Origin of the sequence: Pseudomonas sp. NFIX49, from assembly GCF_900115915.1 — a bacterium.
Lineage (GTDB): Bacteria > Pseudomonadota > Gammaproteobacteria > Pseudomonadales > Pseudomonadaceae > Aquipseudomonas > Aquipseudomonas pharyngis.
This window is the reverse complement of the sequence record NZ_FOYE01000010.1, coordinates 77,578-96,981: the sequence shown is the minus strand read 5'-3', so window position 1 is coordinate 96,981 and position 19,404 is coordinate 77,578. Positions and strand designations below refer to the sequence as shown.

Sequence of the window (19,404 nt, the reverse complement as noted above, 5' to 3'; positions counted from 1 at the left end):
GGACTGCCTTCCGTCATTAAGGTAGCTTTGCCGGTTACGCGGGAGCGTTCCAGCTCCTAGACTCAGACTTTTTCAGCGCGCACGCATTGATGACCATCAAGTGAACGACGCGCATCGGTCTGGCCGGGCATCGCCTGCGCTCCAATCATTCATCTGTCACTGACCCAAGGTTCTCCATGGCTCAATACGTCTTCACCATGCATCGGCTGGGCAAAGTTGTTCCGCCGAAGCGGGAAATCCTGAAAAACATTTCGCTGTCTTTCTTCCCCGGCGCCAAGATCGGCGTACTCGGCCTCAACGGTTCGGGTAAATCCACGCTGCTGAAAATCATGGCCGGCGTCGACACCGAGTTCGAAGGCGAAGCGCGCCCGATGCCGGAACTGAACATCGGTTACCTGCCGCAAGAGCCGCAACTGGATCCGACCAAGACCGTGCGTGAAGTGGTCGAGGAAGCGGTCAGCGTGATCAAGGATGCGCAAGCGCGTCTGGACGAGGTCTACGCCGCCTACGCCGACCCGGACGCCGACTTTGACAAGCTGGCCGCCGAACAGGCCAAGCTCGAAGCGATCCTGCAGGCCAGCGACGGTCACAACCTGGAGCGCCAGCTGGAAGTCGCCGCCGATGCGCTGCGTCTGCCGGCCTGGGACGCCAAGGTCGAACACCTGTCCGGTGGTGAAAAACGTCGTGTGGCCCTGTGCCGTCTGCTGCTGTCCGCCCCGGACATGCTGCTGCTCGACGAACCGACCAACCACCTGGACGCCGACTCCGTTGCCTGGCTCGAACACTTCCTGCACGACTTCCCGGGCACTGTGGTCGCGATCACGCACGACCGTTACTTCCTGGACAACGTCGCCGGCTGGATTCTGGAACTCGACCGCGGCGCGGGCATTCCTTACGAAGGCAACTACTCGGGTTGGCTGGAAGCCAAGTCCGATCGTCTGGCCCAGGAATCCAAGCAGCAATCGGCCCACGAAAAAGCCATGAAGGAAGAACTGGAGTGGGTGCGCAAAGGCGCCAAGGCCCGCCAGTCGAAATCCAAGGCTCGTCTGCAACGCTTCGAAGAAATGCAGTCGCAGGAATTCCAGAAGCGTTCGGAAACCAACGAGATCTACATCCCGGCCGGTCCGCGCCTGGGTGACAAGGTCATCGAATTCAAGAACGTCACCAAGGGCTATGGCGATCGCGTACTGATCGACAACCTGTCGTTCTCGATGCCCAAAGGCGCCATCGTCGGCGTGATCGGCGGTAACGGTGCCGGTAAGTCGACCCTGTTCCGCATGCTGATGGGCAAGGAAACCCCGGACTCCGGCAGCATCGAGATCGGCGAAACCGTGCAACTGGCCTGCGTTGACCAGAGCCGTGAAGACCTCGACGGCAGCAAGACTGTGTTCCAGCAGATCTCCGACGGTTCGGACCAGATCCGCATCGGCAACTACGAGATCCCGTCGCGTACCTACGTCGGTCGCTTCAACTTCAAGGGCGGCGATCAGCAGAAGTTCGTCAAGGACCTGTCCGGTGGTGAGCGCGGTCGTCTGCACCTGGCGCTGACCCTGAAGGAGGGCGGCAACGTCCTGCTGCTCGACGAACCGTCCAACGACCTCGACGTTGAAACCCTGCGTTCCCTGGAAGAAGCCCTGCTGGACTTCCCGGGCGCCGCCATTGTGATCTCTCACGATCGGTGGTTCCTTGACCGCGTCGCGACTCACATCCTGGCGTACGAAGACGACTCGCAAGCGGTGTTCTTCGAAGGCAACTACACCGAGTACGAAGCCGATCGCAAAAAGCGCCTCGGCGAAGCAGCGGCCCAGCCACACCGGGTACGCCACAAGAAACTGGCCTGATTACGGGTTGGTTGCATGAAAAAGCGGAGCCTTCGGGCTCCGCTTTTTTTTGCCTGCAATGCAGACTGTTTTATACCTTGTGTACTATTTGTTTTCATAAATGCGACATTTTTGTCTGTTGCTGTGTACATGTCGTTTGTTACAGTCCGGCTCAATCGCTTCCAACGACAACAAATCTGCCGAGACTTTTCCCATGATCGAATCCGTCGAATCCTTCCTCGCCCGTCTGAAAAAACGCGATCCGGATCAACCCGAATTCCACCAGGCCGTCGAAGAAGTCCTGCGCAGCCTGTGGCCGTTTCTCGAAGCCAATCCGCACTATCTGACCTCGGGGATTCTGGAGCGCATCTGCGAGCCGGAGCGGGCGGTGGTGTTCCGGGTGTCGTGGGTCGACGATCAGGGCAAGGTGCAGGTCAATCGCGGTTTCCGCATCCAGATGAACAGCGCCATCGGCCCGTACAAGGGCGGCTTGCGCTTCCATCGTTCGGTGAATATGGGCGTGCTGAAATTCCTCGCCTTCGAACAGACCTTCAAGAACTCCCTGACCTCATTGCCCATGGGCGGCGGCAAGGGTGGCTCGGACTTCGATCCGAAGGGCAAGAGCGACGCCGAAGTCATGCGTTTCTGCCAGGCATTCATGAGCGAGCTGTACCGGCACATCGGTGCCGACGTGGACGTGCCGGCCGGTGATATCGGTGTCGGCGCACGGGAAATCGGTTTCCTGTTCGGCCAGTACAAGCGCCTGAGCAACCAGTTCACCAGCGTGCTGACCGGCAAGGGCATGACCTACGGCGGCAGCCTGATTCGCCCCGAAGCCACCGGTTTCGGTTGCGTGTACTTCGCTGAAGAAATGCTCAAGCGTCGCGGGCAGAGCGTCGAAGGCAAGCGCGTGGCGATCTCCGGTTCCGGCAACGTCGCGCAATACGCGGCTCGCAAAGTGATGGATCTGGGCGGCAAGGTGATTTCCCTGTCCGACTCCGAAGGCACGCTGTATTGCGAGGCGGGCCTGAGCGAAGAACAGTGGCTGGCGCTGCTGGAACTGAAGAACGTCAAGCGTGGGCGGATCAGCGAATTGGCGGCGGCATTCGGCCTGGAGTTCCGCGCCGGTCAATTGCCATGGTCGTTGCCGTGCGACATCGCGCTGCCATGCGCGACCCAGAACGAGCTCGACGCCGAATCCGCGCGCACCCTGCTGCGCAACGGCTGCATCTGCGTGGCCGAAGGCGCGAACATGCCGACCACCCTTGAGGCTGTGGATATCTTTATCGAGGCCGGGATTCTGTTTGCGCCGGGCAAGGCCTCGAATGCCGGCGGCGTAGCGGTCAGTGGGCTGGAAATGTCGCAGAACGCCATGCGCCTGCTGTGGACCGGGGGCGAAGTGGACAGCAAGTTGCACGGGATCATGCAGTCGATCCACCACGCCTGTGTGCACTACGGCGAGGAAAACGGCCGGATCAACTACGTCAAAGGCGCGAACATCGCCGGCTTCGTCAAAGTCGCCGACGCGATGCTCGCCCAAGGCGTGGTTTAAGCAACCGGGTTCAAGAGCGCTCGATGCGGATCACTTCGATCAGTTGATCGCCTGCCGGGCGCTGCCACAGCACTTCATCGTTGAGCCGCGCGCCAAGCAGCGCACGGCCCAGCGGTGAGGCCCAGTTGATCAGGCCGTTGGCCGCATCGGCCTGGTCTTCACCGACCAATTGCACCCGGTGCTCGGTGTCGTGTTCGTCGGCGTAGGTCACCCAACTGCCGATCTGCACCTTGTCGTTCGACGTCGGGGCCGGTGCGACCTGAGCGCTGCCGACCCGTTGATTGAAATAACGCAAATCCCGTTCGAGATCGGCCAGCCGCTGTTTGTCAGCCTGTTCGCCCTTGGCCGACTGCTCTGCGTGCAGGCTTTGCAGCTCGGCGACTTTCGCCTGCAACTGGGCAAACCCTTGCGGCGTGACGTAATTGGGCTGGGTGCTGACCTGCCGTTCGACCGGCTGATCGGCTTGCGCAGCGGCATTGTCTTCGTTGACGAAAGCGCGACTCATGGTGGGCTCCTGTTATAGCCGTTGGGCCATGGTCGCAGGCAAAAGGTTTCGCTGGATGTCTGGATGCGACCTACTGCGAACGATAAGCCCGCGCGGCGCCCTGATCCTTCTCCTGCTGCCAGGCGCGCTCGCGTTCGTCCCAGTGTTCGTTGCGATACTGTTCGCGGTCCTTGTTTTCCAGCATCGCCTGACACTGGCGGAAGCCGTCGCTCCAGCCTTCGGCGTATTGCTTGTCCTTGAGATAACGCGGCACATTCTTGCGAAATTCGCCGCTGATCGAACCGGCGGCCTGACGACCGCTGATGCACCCGTCATCGAAACCGTCGGCGAACGCCGGTGGATAACCCTTGGCAATCAAGTCTTCGTGGGTGCTCTGACAGCCACCCAGCAACAGCAACACGCCCGCAAACACCGCACACCGCCACATCACACTCTCCCGGGCCGTCATACGGCTGATAGGGAAAGTCTAGAAGCGGATTCGTCGATGGGGCGTGAAAGAAAGATCAAAACCTCAGTAGTGATACCACTTCACTTCCAGCATCACTTCGGTCTCCGGTGTTGCCAGATGGCTGAACTCGCGCTGCGCACTCAGGCGCAGGCCGAGGTTGCGCGACAGTTCCCACTGTTGGTTCAGACTCAGGCTACGGCGCACTTCACCGTTGAAGAAGTAATCGCCTTTGGCCTCCAGGCTGAGATTGCCCAACGGGTTTTTCCACAGTACGCCGGTATTGAAACCGCCTGCGGGGGAAACGAACTCGGCGAAATCATTGTTGTGTTCAACGCGCACCGTGCCGAGGGCAAAACCCAGCACATCGTCGCCCAATGCCCAGGTTCCGCCACCGCCACCGTTGACGTGGCTGACCAGCGTCTCGTCGTCATGCTTGCCCGGTACACGTTCAAGACCGCCGGTGACTTGCCAAGACAGCGGCTGCAACAGCGCATTGCGCGGCGTCAGTGAGCGGATGGTCGCCAGATCCAGTTGCTGGAATTGCCAGTGATTGCCTTCGTACTGGCGCAGCTTCATCTGCAGGATTTCGATCTGTGCGCCGAGGGGGAAACTCTCCGCGTTGTCGTTGAGGTCGTGATAGGCCATGCGCAAGCCGTACTCACCGAAAGCACGGTCACCGCGAGTGCCGAGACCGGCCTGCCAGGTGCGCGATTCATGGCCGTCTTCGGGCAGGCCTGGTTGTGGAATTTGCAGCTCTGGCGCCGGGTTCTTGTTGATCGCTCGTAGCAGTTCGAAGCTGCGCTGGGCTCGCTGTGGATCACGCTCCTGGCCGTTGGCGCGGTAGCGCTCCAGCCGATACGCCGCGTCAACAATCAGCGCCTGGCGATCCCGGGGCAGGGCCTGGAAGGCTGGATCCTGCAATTGTTGTTGATCGGCACTGACTTTCAGCACCCAGTCCTGTTCCTCGCCGTTCAGGGGCTCGGCGCGGCTTAGCAGTTCGCGCTCGCGGGACGGGCGATATTCAATGTGCTCGACCAGCCCGGCTTCTTTCACCGCTTTGACGGTGTCGGTGGGGATCGCCGTCAGCGGGAATTGCTCGGTCAGGCGCAGGCTCGGGCGCGCCACCTGCAACAGTTCAAGCAGGCGATAGGAGCAGTTTTCATCGAAGAAAAAATAGTCGAACTGGATCTGCTTCAGCTCCCACACATGCTCGACCATGCGCGCGGTTTCGGCTTGCGTCAGGTTGAGCCGGTACTCCCACAGGTCGCGGTTTTCCAGGCTGCGGTATTCCGAGAGTTTTTCCTGATAAGGCACGAGTGCGAACAGTCCCGGATAACCACCCATCAGGCCTTTCCAGGCGTAAAGAATGCTGTTGTCCGAACCTTCGATGTAGGCGCCGAAGTTGATCGCGTAACTGAGCAGCGAAGTCTTGTCGCTCTGCACGTCGGCCTGGTCGATGCGCAGCAGGGTATGGCCGAACATCGACGACGGGCTGTTGAGGTAGGCCGCCGGGAAAATCATCACCGCGCTGTGGGGCGAGACGTCCTTGAACCATTTCTTGAATTCGGCGCAGTCCGGCGTCGGCAGGTCGGTCAGGTTGAGTTGATCTTTCAACCAGCGGGTGCGTGCCGGGTAAACGCATTGGGCGTGTTGTTCACCGAGACTGGCCGGAGCGTACAACGCCTGCACGGTGGCGGCCAGTTCATGGTCGGGGTGTTCGTTGCCGTCGGGGGCGAGGAAGAATTTTTTGTCGCTGACGTAGCTGCGCCAGCCACCGAGCTTGGCGGTTTCGTAATGACCGAGGGAAATCCAGAAGCGGTCGTTGGCCAGTTGCTGCAAACGTTGAGGGTCGATGTGAGGCGCGGCGGACAGCGGGGCGCAGACACACAGCGCCAGCCAGGCAAGGCGTTTGAGCATAAATGGCAACTTAAGTCGAAAGAAACAAAGACCCAAGGCGGGCGGGCCGAAAAAATAAAACCCGCTTCCCGAAGGAAGCGGGTGGGTCGAGCTTAAGCCTGAGTCGCGTACTTGGCCAGACGTGGGTCTGCCTTCAGAACGGCCAGGGTGTTGGTATGCACGTCTTCGGCGGTCACGTCAGCCTTGCTGAAGATCTGCTGGAAGTGCTCGTGAGTGACGGCGGCGAAGTGCGCACGGTCTTCCGGCGCCACGCCCAGTACCACGGCATAGGTCGTCAGCGCTTCGCCGTTGCCTTTTGCCATGTCTTCGGACAGCTCGTTCATCATGCCATTCATGGCAAACCAGGATTTGCCGCCATAGGTCAGCGAAGCGTTGGTGGAGCAACCGTTGGTGCCGGACGTCATGCCGAACGTGGCGTTGCCGGAGGTGCCGTTGGTGGTGGATGCCAGGAAGTGAGCCGGAGTGCCACGCTGACCTTCGAACAGCATGTTGCCCCAACCGCAATCCGGGCCGCCTGGAGCTTGCGCCATTGCGTTGATGGATACAGCGGTGAAGAGAGTACCGAGAAGAATCCGTTTCATAGCTTTGTTCTCTTTGTGTGCATACCAATGGACAGGGTTCTGGCCGGCTCTAAACGTAAGCTGCCTGCGCGACGATCATGCTGCGTTGAAAACAGGCTCGGAATGCTCATGTAGGACCCTACACTCCGCTTCCTCGCCTGTTTTCGCCTTGCCTGATCGCCGCTCGGCGAGCTTACGTTCAGAGCCAAACGAAGCCAGTGGGCCGGTATTAGTTCCAGCCGCGCAGTTTGGAGTTTAGGCACGTTCCGAGGGTTCCGTGAGTTTTTGCACAATATTTGGAATAAACCCCGGTTTCACGAGGCGGCGCCGCGTGCAGGGCGGTTGTCTATGCTTTGTCGTGTGGCGCGCCTTGCCAGTGGGGCTCGGGCAGCGCCAGAATGCCGCTATCTGCCCCGCCTGATTGTTAAGGAAGCCCGATGCCTGATCCTGTTGCTGCCAGCTTGCGTCTAGCGCCCGAAGCGCTGACCCGTCCGTTTTCCGCTGAACAGTTCAGCTTCACTACCACCAATGATCTGGAGCCCTTTCGCGGTGTGCTCGGCCAGGAACGTGCGGTCGAAGCCTTGCAGTTCGGTGTGGCCATGCCACGCCCCGGTTACAACGTATTTGTCATGGGCGAGCCCGGCACCGGCCGTTTCTCGTTCGTCAAACGCTACCTGAAGGCCGAAGGCAAACGCCTGCAGACCCCGGCGGACTGGGTCTACGTCAACAATTTCGATGAGCCGCGCGAACCCCGCGCTTTGGAGCTGCCATCGGGCAGCGCCGCTGCTTTCATCGGCGACATCAACGGCCTCATCGACAACCTGCTGGCGACCTTTCCTGCGGTGTTCGAGCACCCGTCCTACCAGCAGAAGAAAAGCGCCATCGACCGCGCCTTCAACCAGCGCTACGACAAGGCGCTGGACGTCATCGAACGTCTGGCTTTGGAAAAAGACGTCGCCCTGTACCGCGACAGCAGCAACATCGCCTTCACCCCGATGCTTGAAGGCAAGGCGCTGGACGAAGCCGAGTTCGCCCAGTTGCCGGAGGCCGAACGCGAGCGTTTTCATGACGACATCTCCGGCCTCGAAGAGCGCCTGAACGAAGAGCTCGCCAGCCTGCCGCAATGGAAGCGCGAGTCGAGCAACCAGCTGCGTCAGCTCAACGAAGAAACCATCACCCTGGCCTTGCAGCCCTTGCTCGCACCGCTGTCGGAAAAGTACGCGGAAAATGCGGCCGTCTGCGGTTACCTGCAAGCGATGCAGGTCTATCTGCTGAAAACCGTGGTCGAGCAACTGGTCGATGACAGCAAGACCGATGCGGTCGCGCGCAAACTGCTGGAAGAGCAATATGCGCCGAGCCTGGTGGTCGGCCATCCGGCCAGCGGCGGTGCGCCGGTGGTCTTCGAGCCGCATCCGACCTACGAAAACCTGTTCGGCCGCATCGAGTACACCACCGATCAGGGCGCGCTCTACACCACCTATCGCCAGTTGCGTCCGGGTGCGTTGCACCGCGCCAACGGTGGTTTCCTGATTCTTGAAGCGGAAAAAATGCTCGGCGAGCCGTTTGTCTGGGATGCGCTCAAGCGCGCCTTGCAATCGCGCAAGCTGAAGATGGAATCGCCGTTGGGCGAGATGGGCCGTTTCGCCACCGTGACGCTCAACCCGCAGCACATTCCGTTGCAGGTCAAAGTGATCATCATCGGCGCGCGTCAGCTGTATTACACGCTGCAGGACCTCGATCCGGACTTCCAGGAGATGTTCCGTGTTCTGGTGGACTTCGACGAAGACATCCCGATGGTCGACGAAAGCCTGGAGCAGTTCGCCCAGTTGCTGAAAACCCGAACTTCGGAAGAGGGCATGGCGCCGCTGACCGCCGACGCGGTGGCGCGCCTGGCGACCTACAGTGCGCGTCTGGCCGAACACCAGGGGCGCTTGTCGGCACGGATCGGCGATCTGTTCCAGTTGGTCAGCGAGGCGGATTTCATCCGGCATCTGGCCAACGATGAAATGACCGACGCCGGCCACATCGAGCGTGCCCTGAAGGCCAAGGCCACCCGGACCGGTCGGGTGTCGGCGCGGATTCTCGACGACATGCTGGCGGGGATCATTCTGATCGACACCGACGGCGCCGCAGTCGGCAAGTGCAACGGCCTGACCGTGCTCGAAGTCGGCGACTCGGCGTTCGGCGTGCCGGCGCGGATTTCCGCCACGGTGTACCCGGGCGGCAGCGGCATTGTCGACATCGAGCGCGAGGTCAATCTCGGTCAGCCAATCCACTCCAAGGGCGTGATGATCCTCACCGGGTATCTGGGCAGCCGTTACGCCCAGGAATTCCCGCTGGCGATTTCCGCGAGCATCGCGCTGGAGCAATCCTACGGCTACGTCGATGGCGACAGTGCGTCGCTGGGCGAGGCGTGCACGCTGATTTCGGCGTTGTCGAAAACCCCGCTCAAGCAGTGCTTCGCGATTACCGGTTCGATCAACCAGTTCGGCGAAGTGCAGGCGGTGGGCGGGGTCAACGAGAAGATCGAAGGCTTCTTCCGTCTCTGCGAAGCGCGCGGGCTGACGGGCGAGCAGGGCGCGATCATTCCCCAGGCCAACGTTGCCACGCTGATGCTTGATGAAAAAGTACTGGCGGCGGTGCGTGCCGGGCAGTTCCACGTTTACGCGGTGCGTCAGGCCGACGAAGCGTTGAGCCTGCTGGTGGGCGAGCCGGCCGGTGAGCCGAACGAAGAGGGCGAATTCCCGGAGGGCAGCGTTAACGCGCGGGTAGTGGAGCGTCTGCGGGTGATTGCCGAGATGATCAGCGAAGAGGATCTGAAAGAAGCCGAGAAGGAATTGGCGCAGGAAGCGCTGGCCGAGGCCAAACCGGCGTAAGCCAGGCAGCCATAAAAAAACGGGAGCCTTGTGCTCCCGTTTTAGTTTTGTCGCGAACGTCGGCAAAAGTGCCATCAGTCTGGCGTCAATATTCACACAATGACCATTCGGCGCCTTCTGGTTCTGTGCGGCTTGCGCGGCGGACTTTTCTTCTATTCTCTGCTCAAGGACATCGACAGTATCACTGGATCGAAACAGCTCTTCAGCAAGGGCTGAACACCGGCTTTACCGAGGGTCGCCGCCATGTCGCGCAACCTCTGCCTCACCCGTCAGTGCCTGGGTCTCGTGACCCGTATCGAATGCGCCATCAAGCCGTTGGCCGGCGATAACGGCATGTGGACGTTGCTCTTCGCCGCCGGCATGGCCGGTGAACAACCTTCCGCCATCAAGGCCCAGGGCCCGTTCCACGGACCGATCGCCGCCGAGTCGATTCTCGACACCATCGTTGAAAGCCTGACGATGCACGGCTATGAGCTGGCCAATGATCCACAGATCTGGTCGTTGCATCTGCAGGCGCAGTTGCGGCAGATCAACGGTGGACGCGGACGCAGCATCGGCACCTTCGACCATTAGCGCCGATCATCAGCGCCGATCAGGGCGCAGCGCCCTGGGTCTGCGGCTTGTCGAGTTTGACCTCAAAGCCGTATTGCACGGTGGCGAGGTCGGTTCGCTGGTAGGTTTCAACGTGCGTCGGACGGCCGTAGAAATAATGCACGCCGAATAACGCCGGCCCTTCCGTGCTCGCGTCGTGGCTGACCGACAGAATCCGCTTCAGGTAATGACCGCTGTCGTCCTTGACGAAGAATCGCCATTCGTTGGCGGGGAATCGCTTCAAATCCACCACCAACGCGTTGTTCCTGATTTCCAGACCTTTAGGCAGGGCCTTGGCTTCATAAGCCTGTTTGTCCACCGTGGCCAGGAACAACGGCATCGAGCCGACGGCAATCGCCGGGGTTTCCGGGAACAGGTTCAGGTCGTAGGTGATGGTCGCCTGTAGAGGATCCACCTGATATGCCTCGGGCGGCAGTTCGATCGGCTCGTCGAGTTTGCCGTTGTGTTTTTCAGTGAAGAACGTCACCGGGCTTTCGCCGGGGCTGAAGTCGTCGCCGAGCATTTCATCGTTGAAGGTTTTGCGGTGGTCGAACTCAATCCGCGCGGCGCTCGGCTCCTCAACAGACTGGCGGATATGGACACCGCTTTTCAGCTGTTCTTCAGTCAGGGACGCGCCCTTGAGCCAGTCGGGCGCGAGGTCATCGTAGACGGTGATCGGCAGGTCGAGCGGCTGCACGGTTTTTTCCGTGGTGTGCGGATCGAATTCGCGCACGGGCAAATCCAGCGCCTTGCGGGTGACGGTTGCTTCGGAAAAATCCAGCAGGCTGACTTCGAGGGTGTCGATCGGGCCGTTGAAGTACACCTTGTTGTAGTGGCGCGGATGCTGCTGTTCAAAGGCCTGTTGTTCATCGTCCAGCTTTTTTTCCAGCGTCTCGCTCCAGGCTTTTTGCTGTTGCAGGTAGGCCAGCTGCTTTTGATAGAACGCCACCTGCTCGGGGTTTTCATTGATGGCGCCGGCGCGCACCAGAAACTGGCCCGTCGAGTCGCGGGCCTGGACGATCAACGGATTGAGCCGGGTATTCGCGACTTCCGGGGCGAGCGGCAGTTGGTTGCTGAACTCGAGTTCGGCGTAGTGTGTGTCCAGTTTCAGCAAGGTCACGCTGAGGTTGCCATCGGAGCGGGTCTGGCCGACGTCCTTTTTATCCAGATTGAAACTGTGCAGGCGTTTCGGGACGATGACCTCCACCTGGCCTTGCAGGCTGACCGGGCGCGGCAGGTTCTTCTTGTCGACATTCAGTCCTTCGATGAAAGGGTAAGTGACAGTCAGGTCATCGGGGTTGGTGACGTTGGAACTGGAAGGACTGAGCTGAATGCCCGGATCGGTTTCCGACCATTCCGGTTGATAGGCAATCACCCGTTTGTTGCTCAGGGTCACCGAGTGCCACTCCACGCCATGGGGGAACAGAAAGCCGCCGGGGATGTTGAGATTGAAGGGGAACACCGGTTGCAGATCGGTGAGGTAATCGGAACTGGAATCCTTGTGCAGCACGAACAGGCCATTGATGAAGGTATCGACCAGCGTCTGTGGCGTGGGGTAGTGCCTGAGCACGCCGAGGGCGTCTTCGCCGTATTCGGTAATCGACGGTTTATTGTCGAGCTTCTGTTGCGCGCGTTCGAGCAACAGCAGCGAACCGCCGAGTTCGGTCACGGCGTCCTTGAGTTTGGGGTCGGTGATGGCGTCCAGCGACTGCTCGAACTGCGCAGTCTTTTCTTCAAGACTGACGGCAGGCTTTTCATCGCCGGGCGAACACCCGCCAAGCAACAGGGCAAAGCAAATTCCGGCAGTCGTTATCGGCAATCGCACATCCATTTCCCGTCTTCCTGTGCACTGTCGCTGGGCTGTCAATGGTTTGGACACTAGCAGAAAAACTTTGACACACACACGCAGGTGGCGGATTTCCGGGCGGTTTCTGGCTGTCATGGGCGGCTGGTATACTCGCCGCCGATTTCAACCCTTCTTGTGTGAGAGTCAATGGAACGCTTTATCGAAAATGCAATGTACGCCACGCGCTGGCTGCTGGCGCCGATCTACATCGGGCTGTCCCTGGGGCTGCTGGCGCTGGCATTGAAATTCTTCCAGGAAGTGTTTCATGTCATTCCCAATGTCTTCTCCATGGCCGAATCCGAGCTGATTCTGGTGCTGCTGTCGCTGATCGACATGGCGCTGGTCGGCGGCTTGCTGGTGATGGTGATGATTTCCGGCTACGAGAACTTCGTCTCCGAGCTGAACATTGATGAAGGCAAAGAGAAGCTCAGCTGGCTGGGCACCATGGACTCCTCGTCGCTGAAGATGAAAGTGGCGGCGTCGATCGTTGCAATCTCTTCGATCCATCTGCTGCGGATTTTCATGGATGCCAAGAACGTCGATCCCGAGCACCTGATGTGGTACGTGATCATCCACATGACCTTCGTGATCTCGGCGTTTGCCATGGGTTATCTGGACAAGCTCACCAAGCACTGATGAGCTGACGATTGCTGTAACAAAACCGCCCGTCTGTTGCGAAACAGACGGGCGGTGTCGTTTGTGGCTTGTACTTTGATTCGCCGAGGCATATCCCTGTAGGTCTCAAGGCTCGTCACCGCGTGAGGTGCGTTCATGAACCTGCAAGAGTTGAATGCGTTTGCCGTCGCCAGAAAGGTCGACGAACTGAACCTGATCTCCATGGAAGGCGGGATCTATCTGCTTGAAGCCCGGATGCATGGCGCAGCGTACCCGCTGAGCGACCCGCAAGGGAAAATGCTGACGCTGCGTTCGGTCGAGCATGCCCGGGATGTGCTGCATAACTTGCCGGTGCTGCCGTTCAACCTGGTACACACCTCGGTGCACGATGAAATGTGCGGTCTTGGCGCCAGTGGCGAAGAGAGCCTGAAGGTGCCGCTGGCCTGGCGATCCGCGCTGTAGGCGCTGGGGCCTGATCACTGCCGGAACATCTGTGCTAGTCTGCTCGCCCTTTTGGTTCCGGGCGCGCCGGGACGCGCTGTGTACGCACGGCAGGTCCTGAGGCCGTCCGCACAGCGGAGCAGTGTCATGTCCGAAGTAAATCTGTCCACCGACGAAACCCGCGTCAGCTACGGTATCGGCCGTCAGCTGGGTGACCAGCTGCGCGACAACCCGCCACCGGGTGTCAGCCTGGACGCCATCCTGGCCGGCCTGACCGACGCATTCGCCGGTAAGGAAAGCCGTGTAAGCCAGGAAGCCATGTCCGCCAGCTTCAAGGTGATCCGCGAGATCATGCAAGCCGAAGCCGCTGCCAAGGCTGAAGCCGCCGCTGGCGAAGGCCTGGCATTCCTGGCTGAAAACGCCAAGAAAGAAGGCATCACCACCCTGGCCTCCGGTCTGCAATTCGAAGTGCTGACGCAGGGCGAAGGCGCCAAGCCATCCCGTGAAGACACCGTGCGTACTCACTACCACGGCACGCTGATCGACGGCACTGTGTTCGACAGCTCCTACGAGCGTGGCCAGCCGGCTGAATTCCCGGTTGGCGGCGTTATCGCTGGCTGGACCGAAGCCCTGCAACTGATGAATGCCGGCAGCAAATGGCGTCTGTACGTGCCGAGCGAACTGGCTTACGGCGCTCAAGGCGTTGGCAGCATCCCGCCGCACAGCGTTCTGGTGTTCGACGTCGAGCTGCTCGACGTTCTGTAATCCCGTTACCCTGCACAAGCGTGGCTTGTGCAGGGTTTCTCCGCCGTTCTCATACTTCGATCTTGTGATGCAGCTCACTGGTCGGGCGCAAGGCCCGGGCATAGCAGAACAGGAACAGATTGCGCACCAGCTCCTTGAGCACCAATGGCTCGCTGGAACTCAGGCCGCTGACGTCCAGATCCCCTTGATCCTGCAACTCGTGCAGGGCTTCTTCTTCCAGTACGGCACAGACTTCACCGGTTTCCCGATGCAGGATCCTGAGGTACGGGTGCGGGCGATCCAGCCAGGCGTCGATCAAATAAGTCATGGGTCTCATCTCCATTGAAAGGGTTTCAATGAGAATAATTCTTATTCGTCAAATAGCAAGCGCCTATTGGCGGTTTGTGATTTTTTGCGGGTAAAGATTGCGTAAGGTCAAAACGGCTGGCGTTTGGCTATTGCGAGGATTTGTTGGGGATTGCGGGGGAGGGCGAAGCTCCATCCCACGGCGGGCGCGGGATGGAAGACAGCAGACTCAGACTTTTCTGACGAACTCGGATTTGAGTTTCATCGGGCCGATGCCGTCGATCTTGCAGTCGATGTCGTGATCGCCATCGCACAGGCGGATGTTCTTGACCTTGGTGCCGACCTTGACCACCAGCGAGGTGCCCTTGACCTTCAGATCCTTGATCACGGTGATGGTGTCGCCGTCCTGCAGGACGTTACCGACCGAATCTTTCTTCACGGCATCGTCGGATGCCACTTCGGCTTCACCGCCGGCAGACCACTCGTGGGCGCACTCCGGGCACACCAGTTGGGTGCCGTCTTCGTAGGTGTATTCGGAATTGCATTTCGGGCAGGGTGGCAACGTGCTCACTAAGGCTCCTTGGAGAGGGATCGCTAAAAGTCGCACATTGTATAGGGTTTTAGCCGCCGATGGCAGGCAACAAAAAACCGCAGGCTCCAACGGAGGCTGCGGTTTTTAGATGACGCGATGCTGATCAGTGCGTGCGGGCGACCGCGAACTCGCTCAGCTCAACCAGCGCATCGCGGTATTCGCTGGCCGGCAGCGCGTCGAGGCACTTGATCGCACGGGCCACGTAATCGCGGGCCAGTTGCGCGGTGTATTCCAGCGAACCGGAGGCTTCCACGGCGATGCGGATGCTTTCCAGGTCTTCGATCCCGCCTTTCTGGATTGCCTGACGCACCAGTGCAGCTTGCTCTGGCGTGCCTTCGCGCATGGTGTAGATCAGCGGCAGGGTTGGCTTGCCTTCGGCCAGATCGTCACCGACGTTCTTGCCCAGGGTTTCGGCGTCGCCCTTGTAGTCGAGCAGGTCGTCGACCAGTTGGAACGCCACGCCCAGGTGATCGCCGAAAGTGCGCAGGGCTTCGCTCTGCTCGGCAGTGGCACCGGCCAGCGCCGCGGCACTGTGGGTCGAAGCCTCGAACAGCATCGCGGTCTTGCCGCGGATGACTTCCATGTAGGTTTCTTCGGTGGTGCTGGCGTCGCGGACCTTGGACAGTTGCAGCACTTCGCCTTCGGCGATGATGCGCGTGGCCTGGGACAGGATCTTCATCACCGGCATCGAGCCCAGTTCGACCATCATCTCGAACGAGCGCGAGTACAGAAAGTCGCCCACCAGTACGCTCGGGGCGTTGCCCCACATGGCGTTGGCGGTGGAGCGGCCACGGCGCATGCCGGACATGTCGACCACGTCGTCATGCAGCAGGGTGGCGGTGTGCAGGAATTCGATGGTGGCGGCCAGCAGGCGCATGTCGTCGCCTTCGCGACCCAGGGCCTTGCCACACAGCAGCACCAATAAAGGACGCAGGCGTTTGCCACCGGCCGACGTGATGTAATCGCCGATTTTCGATACCAGCGGCACTCGGGAAGTCAGCTGCTTCTTGATGATGCCGTCGACGGCGCTAAAATCGTCCGCCACCGCGCGGTAGAAAGCTTGGGGTTGCATCAGCGACAGGTGCTCCAGAAGGGTTGCGCGGCATGCTAGGACCCACGTCCGGGCCTGTCAAGGCGCGATGGACGGCCCCTTGCATGACTTCGAAGGCTTGCGTACAATCGCGCACCCTGAACTTCCTGGGCAGCACCTGCCTTACGCAATTGCACTTGGGCCGTTCCAGCCCCATGCAGCCATGCCAGCCAATACCTCTTCTTATAAAGAGCTGGGTGAGCAGGATTATCGGAGAAATACCATGTACGCAGTAATCGTTACCGGCGGTAAGCAATACAAGGTCGCTGAAGGTGAATACCTGAAGATCGAAAAACTGGAAGTCGCCACTGGCGAATCCGTGACTTTTGACCGCGTTCTGTTGGTCGCCAACGGCGACGACGTGAACATCGGCGCACCTGTTGTTGCTGGCGCAACCGTCAAGGCTGAAGTGATCTCCCAAGGTCGTCACGATAAAGTCCGCATCATCAAGTTCCGTCGCCGTAAGCACCACATGAAGCGTATGGGCCACCGCCAGTGGTTCACCGAGATCAAAATCACCGGTATTCAGGCTTAATTACAGCCTAATTCCTCACTAGGAGAATTGAACTCATGGCACACAAAAAAGCTGGTGGTAGTACCCGTAACGGTCGCGACTCAGAAGCCAAACGCCTTGGCGTGAAGATGTATGGCGGCCAGGTCATCAAGGCCGGCAACATCATCGTGCGTCAGCGCGGCACCCAATTCCACGCTGGCTACGGCGTTGGCATGGGTAAGGATCACACCCTCTTCGCGAAAATCGAAGGCGTGATCAAGTTTGAAGTAAAAGGCGCCTTCGGTCGTCGTTACGTGAGCGTTGTCGCAGCCTAACTGCGAGAGTGCTGGAGAAGCCCTGTCTTGCGACGGGGCTTTTTCGTTTGTGGGGTGAGTCTCTTGCAAAGCTGTTTGTATGGGCTGCCGGCGTGCGATGCAGGTCGTGGATTGGGGTCGCTGCGCTCATTTTTGCAAGAGTCTTATGTCTTGATTGTTTTTCGGCTCGTCCGTACGGCGAGAGGCGTTGGTTATGAAGTTTGTTGATGAAGTATCGATCCGCGTAAAGGCTGGCGACGGCGGCAATGGCTGCATGAGTTTCCGTCGGGAAAAATTCATTGAAAACGGCGGCCCGAACGGTGGTGATGGCGGTGACGGCGGTTCCATCTACATGATGGCCGACGAAAACCTGAACACCCTGGTGGACTACCGTTACACCCGGCACTTCGATGCCGAGCGTGGCTCCAACGGCGGCAGCACCGACTGCACCGGCAAGAAGGGTGAAGACCTGATCCTGCGCGTGCCGGTCGGCACCACCGTGATCGACTCCGCCACCCAGGAAGTCATCGGCGACCTGACCAAGGCCGGTCAGAAACTGATGGTGGTGCAGGGCGGCTGGCACGGTCTGGGCAATACCCGTTTCAAATCCAGTACCAACCGTGCGCCGCGCCAGACCACGCCGGGCAAGCCGGGCGAGCAGCGCGACCTGAAGCTGGAAATGAAAGTGCTGGCCGACGTCGGTCTGCTGGGTCTGCCGAACGCCGGTAAAAGTACCTTTATCCGCTCGGTGTCGGCTGCCAAGCCGAAAGTTGCCGATTACCCGTTTACCACTCTGGTGCCGAACCTGGGTGTGGTCAGCGTTGATCGCTGGAAAAGCTTCGTCATCGCCGACATTCCGGGTCTGATCGAAGGCGCTTCCGACGGTGCCGGTCTGGGTATTCGTTTCCTCAAGCACCTGGCGCGTACCCGTCTGTTGCTGCACCTTGTCGACATGGCGCCACTGGATGAAAGCAGCGCTCCGGACGCCGCTGAAGTGATCGTCAACGAGCTGATCAAGTTCAGCCCGTCGCTGGCCGAGCGTGACCGCTGGCTGGTGCTGAACAAGTGCGACCAGATCCTCGAAGAAGAGCACGAAGCGCGGGTCAAGGAAATCGTCGATCGTCTGGAGTGGACCGGTCCGGTCTACGTGATCTCGGCCATCGCCAAAGAAGGCACCGAGCGCCTGACGCGCGACATCATGCGTTATCTGGAGGATCGTGCCGATCGCCTGGCCAATGACCCGGCCTACAAGGAAGAGCTGGCCGATCTGGATCAGCGCATCGAAGACGAGGCCCGTGCGCAGTTGCAGGCGCTGGATGACAAGCGTGCCCTGCGTCGCAGCGGCGTGAAGTCGGTCCATGACATCGGCGACGATGACTGGGACGAAGAAGATGTGGATGACGAAGACGGTCCGGAAATCATTTACGTGCGTGACTGATTCGTTGCAGTAAACTTAAGCGCCGCTCAATCGAGCGGCGTTTTAGTATCTGGAAATCGATTGTTGGTCACGAAGAACCACGAATAACGTCACGGGCAGTGCCAGGTCGCGCTGCCCTCAAGCTAAGGTTGAAGATGATGCGGAGCAAGGTGACAGGTGCGCAGCGTTGGGTCGTGAAGATCGGCAGCGCTTTGCTGACGGCGGATGGCAAAGGGCTGGATCGCGCGGCAATGAGTGTCTGGGTCGAGCAGATGGTGGCTTTGCACGAGGCCGGCGTCGAGCTGGTGCTGGTGTCCTCCGGGGCAGTGGCGGCGGGCATGAGTCGCCTCGGCTGGACCGCGCGACCCAGTGCGATGCACGAGCTTCAGGCTGCCGCTGCAATCGGTCAGATGGGCTTGGTGCAGGCCTGGGAATCGAGCTTTGCCGAGCATGGCCGGCATACTGCGCAGATTCTCCTGACCCACGACGACCTGTCTGACCGCAAGCGCTACCTGAATGCCCGCAGCACCTTGCGTGCGTTGGTCGAACTGAAAGTCATCCCGGTGATCAACGAGAACGACACCGTGGTTACCGACGAAATCCGCTTCGGTGACAACGACACGCTCGCGGCGCTGGTTGCCAATCTGGTCGAGGCCGATCTGCTGGTGATCCTGACGGATCGCGACGGTATGTTCGACGCCGATCCGCGCAATAACCCTGACGCCCAGCTGATTTACGAAGCGCGCGCCGATGATCCGACGCTGGATGCGGTGGCGGGCGGTACCGGTGGTGCGCTGGGGCGTGGCGGCATGCAGACCAAGCTGCGCGCGGCGCGTCTGGCGGCGCGTTCCGGGGCGCACACCATCATTGTCGGCGGGCGTCTGGAGCGCGTGCTCGATCGTCTGAAGGCGGGTGAGCGGATTGGGACGCTGCTGTCGCCTGAGCGCGGCATGCTCGCGGCGCGCAAGCAGTGGCTGGCCGGTCATCTGCAAACCCGTGGCACGCTGGTGCTGGATGATGGCGCGGTTTCCGCGTTGTCCCAGGGCAACAAAAGTTTGCTGCCGGTCGGCGTCAAGCTGGTTCAGGGCAGTTTCCGTCGTGGCGAAATGGTAGTTTGCGTGGCGCCGGACGGTCGTGAGATCGCCCGTGGCCTGGCTAACTACAGCGCGCTGGAAGCACAAAAAATCATCGGTCAGTCGTCGGATGCGATTGTCGGTTTGCTGGGTTACATGGCTGAGCCGGAACTGGTTCACCGTGACAACCTGATTCTGGTGTAA

General features: G+C 60.0%; 19 protein-coding genes. 11 read left to right on the top strand and 8 right to left on the bottom strand.

The window, feature by feature from the left end:
• Positions 1-176: 176 nt before the first annotated feature.
• Both ettA and gdhA read left to right on the top strand, forming a co-directional pair.
• On the top strand, positions 177-1,841 hold the full coding sequence (gene ettA, locus BMZ46_RS26000) for an energy-dependent translational throttle protein EttA (protein ID WP_007950976.1): 1,665 nt from the start codon (positions 177-179) through the stop codon (positions 1,839-1,841).
• A 193-nt stretch (positions 1,842-2,034) separates the two neighbouring features.
• Entirely contained in the window at positions 2,035-3,372 is a 1,338-nt protein-coding gene (gene gdhA / locus BMZ46_RS25995; protein ID WP_074691496.1) for an NADP-specific glutamate dehydrogenase, read from the top strand.
• A gap of 10 nt (positions 3,373-3,382) precedes the next feature.
• On the opposite strand, the gene BMZ46_RS25990 is transcribed toward gdhA, so the two are convergent.
• The 4 genes from BMZ46_RS25990 to BMZ46_RS25975 form a co-directional block, all read right to left on the bottom strand.
• Positions 3,383-3,877: a GreA/GreB family elongation factor gene (locus BMZ46_RS25990; RefSeq protein WP_039771733.1), complete on the bottom strand. Its 495-nt coding sequence runs from the start codon at positions 3,875-3,877 to the stop codon at positions 3,383-3,385.
• A 70-nt stretch (positions 3,878-3,947) separates the two neighbouring features.
• On the bottom strand, positions 3,948-4,304 hold the full coding sequence (locus tag BMZ46_RS25985) for a hypothetical protein (protein WP_007950973.1): 357 nt from the start codon (positions 4,302-4,304) through the stop codon (positions 3,948-3,950).
• 84 nt (positions 4,305-4,388) lie between these two features.
• Positions 4,389-6,242 carry an Lnb N-terminal periplasmic domain-containing protein gene (locus BMZ46_RS25980; RefSeq protein ID WP_074691494.1) on the bottom strand — a complete coding sequence of 618 codons (1,854 nt, stop codon included), beginning with the start codon at positions 6,240-6,242 and terminating at the stop codon, positions 4,389-4,391.
• Positions 6,243-6,334: 92 nt separating this feature from the next.
• Positions 6,335-6,823 (bottom strand): DUF3015 domain-containing protein, encoded by a 489-nt coding sequence (locus BMZ46_RS25975; protein ID WP_007950971.1) that lies wholly within the window; start codon positions 6,821-6,823, stop codon positions 6,335-6,337.
• A 416-nt stretch (positions 6,824-7,239) separates the two neighbouring features.
• Between BMZ46_RS25975 and BMZ46_RS25970 the strand changes: the two genes are divergently transcribed.
• Positions 7,240-9,678 carry a Lon protease family protein gene (locus BMZ46_RS25970; RefSeq protein WP_074691492.1) on the top strand — a complete coding sequence of 813 codons (2,439 nt, stop codon included), beginning with the start codon at positions 7,240-7,242 and terminating at the stop codon, positions 9,676-9,678.
• A gap of 243 nt (positions 9,679-9,921) precedes the next feature.
• Positions 9,922-10,251 (top strand): PA4575 family protein, encoded by a 330-nt coding sequence (locus BMZ46_RS25965; RefSeq protein ID WP_007950969.1) that lies wholly within the window; start codon positions 9,922-9,924, stop codon positions 10,249-10,251.
• Between the two features lie 19 nt (positions 10,252-10,270).
• Here the strand turns inward: BMZ46_RS25965 and BMZ46_RS25960 are convergent, their stop codons facing one another.
• A complete protein-coding gene (locus tag BMZ46_RS25960; RefSeq protein ID WP_074691491.1) occupies positions 10,271-12,100 on the bottom strand; it encodes a hypothetical protein in 1,830 nt (609 codons plus the stop codon).
• A gap of 162 nt (positions 12,101-12,262) precedes the next feature.
• Here BMZ46_RS25960 and BMZ46_RS25955 point away from each other — a divergent pair, with 162 nt between their 5' ends.
• From BMZ46_RS25955 to BMZ46_RS25945, 3 genes are all read left to right on the top strand, one after another.
• Positions 12,263-12,751, top strand: coding sequence for a TIGR00645 family protein (locus BMZ46_RS25955; protein WP_007950967.1), 489 nt, complete (start codon positions 12,263-12,265; stop codon positions 12,749-12,751).
• A 135-nt stretch (positions 12,752-12,886) separates the two neighbouring features.
• The gene (locus BMZ46_RS25950; RefSeq protein ID WP_074691490.1) at positions 12,887-13,192 is read left to right on the top strand and encodes a DUF6482 family protein; all 306 of its coding nucleotides are present in this window, start codon (positions 12,887-12,889) and stop codon (positions 13,190-13,192) included.
• Between the two features lie 126 nt (positions 13,193-13,318).
• Entirely contained in the window at positions 13,319-13,936 is a 618-nt protein-coding gene (locus tag BMZ46_RS25945) for a BamJ family beta-barrel-assembly machinery protein (RefSeq protein ID WP_007950965.1), read from the top strand.
• A 49-nt stretch (positions 13,937-13,985) separates the two neighbouring features.
• On the opposite strand, the gene BMZ46_RS25940 is transcribed toward BMZ46_RS25945, so the two are convergent.
• From BMZ46_RS25940 to BMZ46_RS25930, 3 genes are all read right to left on the bottom strand, one after another.
• Complete coding sequence (locus BMZ46_RS25940) at positions 13,986-14,243, bottom strand: PA4570 family protein (protein WP_039771721.1); 258 nt, start codon at positions 14,241-14,243, stop codon at positions 13,986-13,988.
• Positions 14,244-14,450: 207 nt separating this feature from the next.
• Positions 14,451-14,792 (bottom strand): zinc ribbon domain-containing protein YjdM, encoded by a 342-nt coding sequence (locus BMZ46_RS25935; protein ID WP_007950963.1) that lies wholly within the window; start codon positions 14,790-14,792, stop codon positions 14,451-14,453.
• A gap of 124 nt (positions 14,793-14,916) precedes the next feature.
• Entirely contained in the window at positions 14,917-15,885 is a 969-nt protein-coding gene (locus BMZ46_RS25930) for a polyprenyl synthetase family protein (RefSeq protein WP_007950962.1), read from the bottom strand.
• A gap of 241 nt (positions 15,886-16,126) precedes the next feature.
• Between BMZ46_RS25930 and rplU the strand changes: the two genes are divergently transcribed.
• From rplU to proB, 4 genes are all read left to right on the top strand, one after another.
• Positions 16,127-16,438 carry a 50S ribosomal protein L21 gene (rplU, locus tag BMZ46_RS25925; protein ID WP_003228361.1) on the top strand — a complete coding sequence of 104 codons (312 nt, stop codon included), beginning with the start codon at positions 16,127-16,129 and terminating at the stop codon, positions 16,436-16,438.
• Between the two features lie 35 nt (positions 16,439-16,473).
• Complete coding sequence (gene rpmA, locus BMZ46_RS25920; protein ID WP_003228360.1) at positions 16,474-16,731, top strand: 50S ribosomal protein L27; 258 nt, start codon at positions 16,474-16,476, stop codon at positions 16,729-16,731.
• A gap of 193 nt (positions 16,732-16,924) precedes the next feature.
• The gene (gene cgtA / locus BMZ46_RS25915; protein ID WP_039771717.1) at positions 16,925-18,148 is read left to right on the top strand and encodes an Obg family GTPase CgtA; all 1,224 of its coding nucleotides are present in this window, start codon (positions 16,925-16,927) and stop codon (positions 18,146-18,148) included.
• Positions 18,149-18,285: 137 nt separating this feature from the next.
• On the top strand, positions 18,286-19,404 hold the full coding sequence (proB, locus tag BMZ46_RS25910) for a glutamate 5-kinase (RefSeq protein ID WP_039771715.1): 1,119 nt from the start codon (positions 18,286-18,288) through the stop codon (positions 19,402-19,404).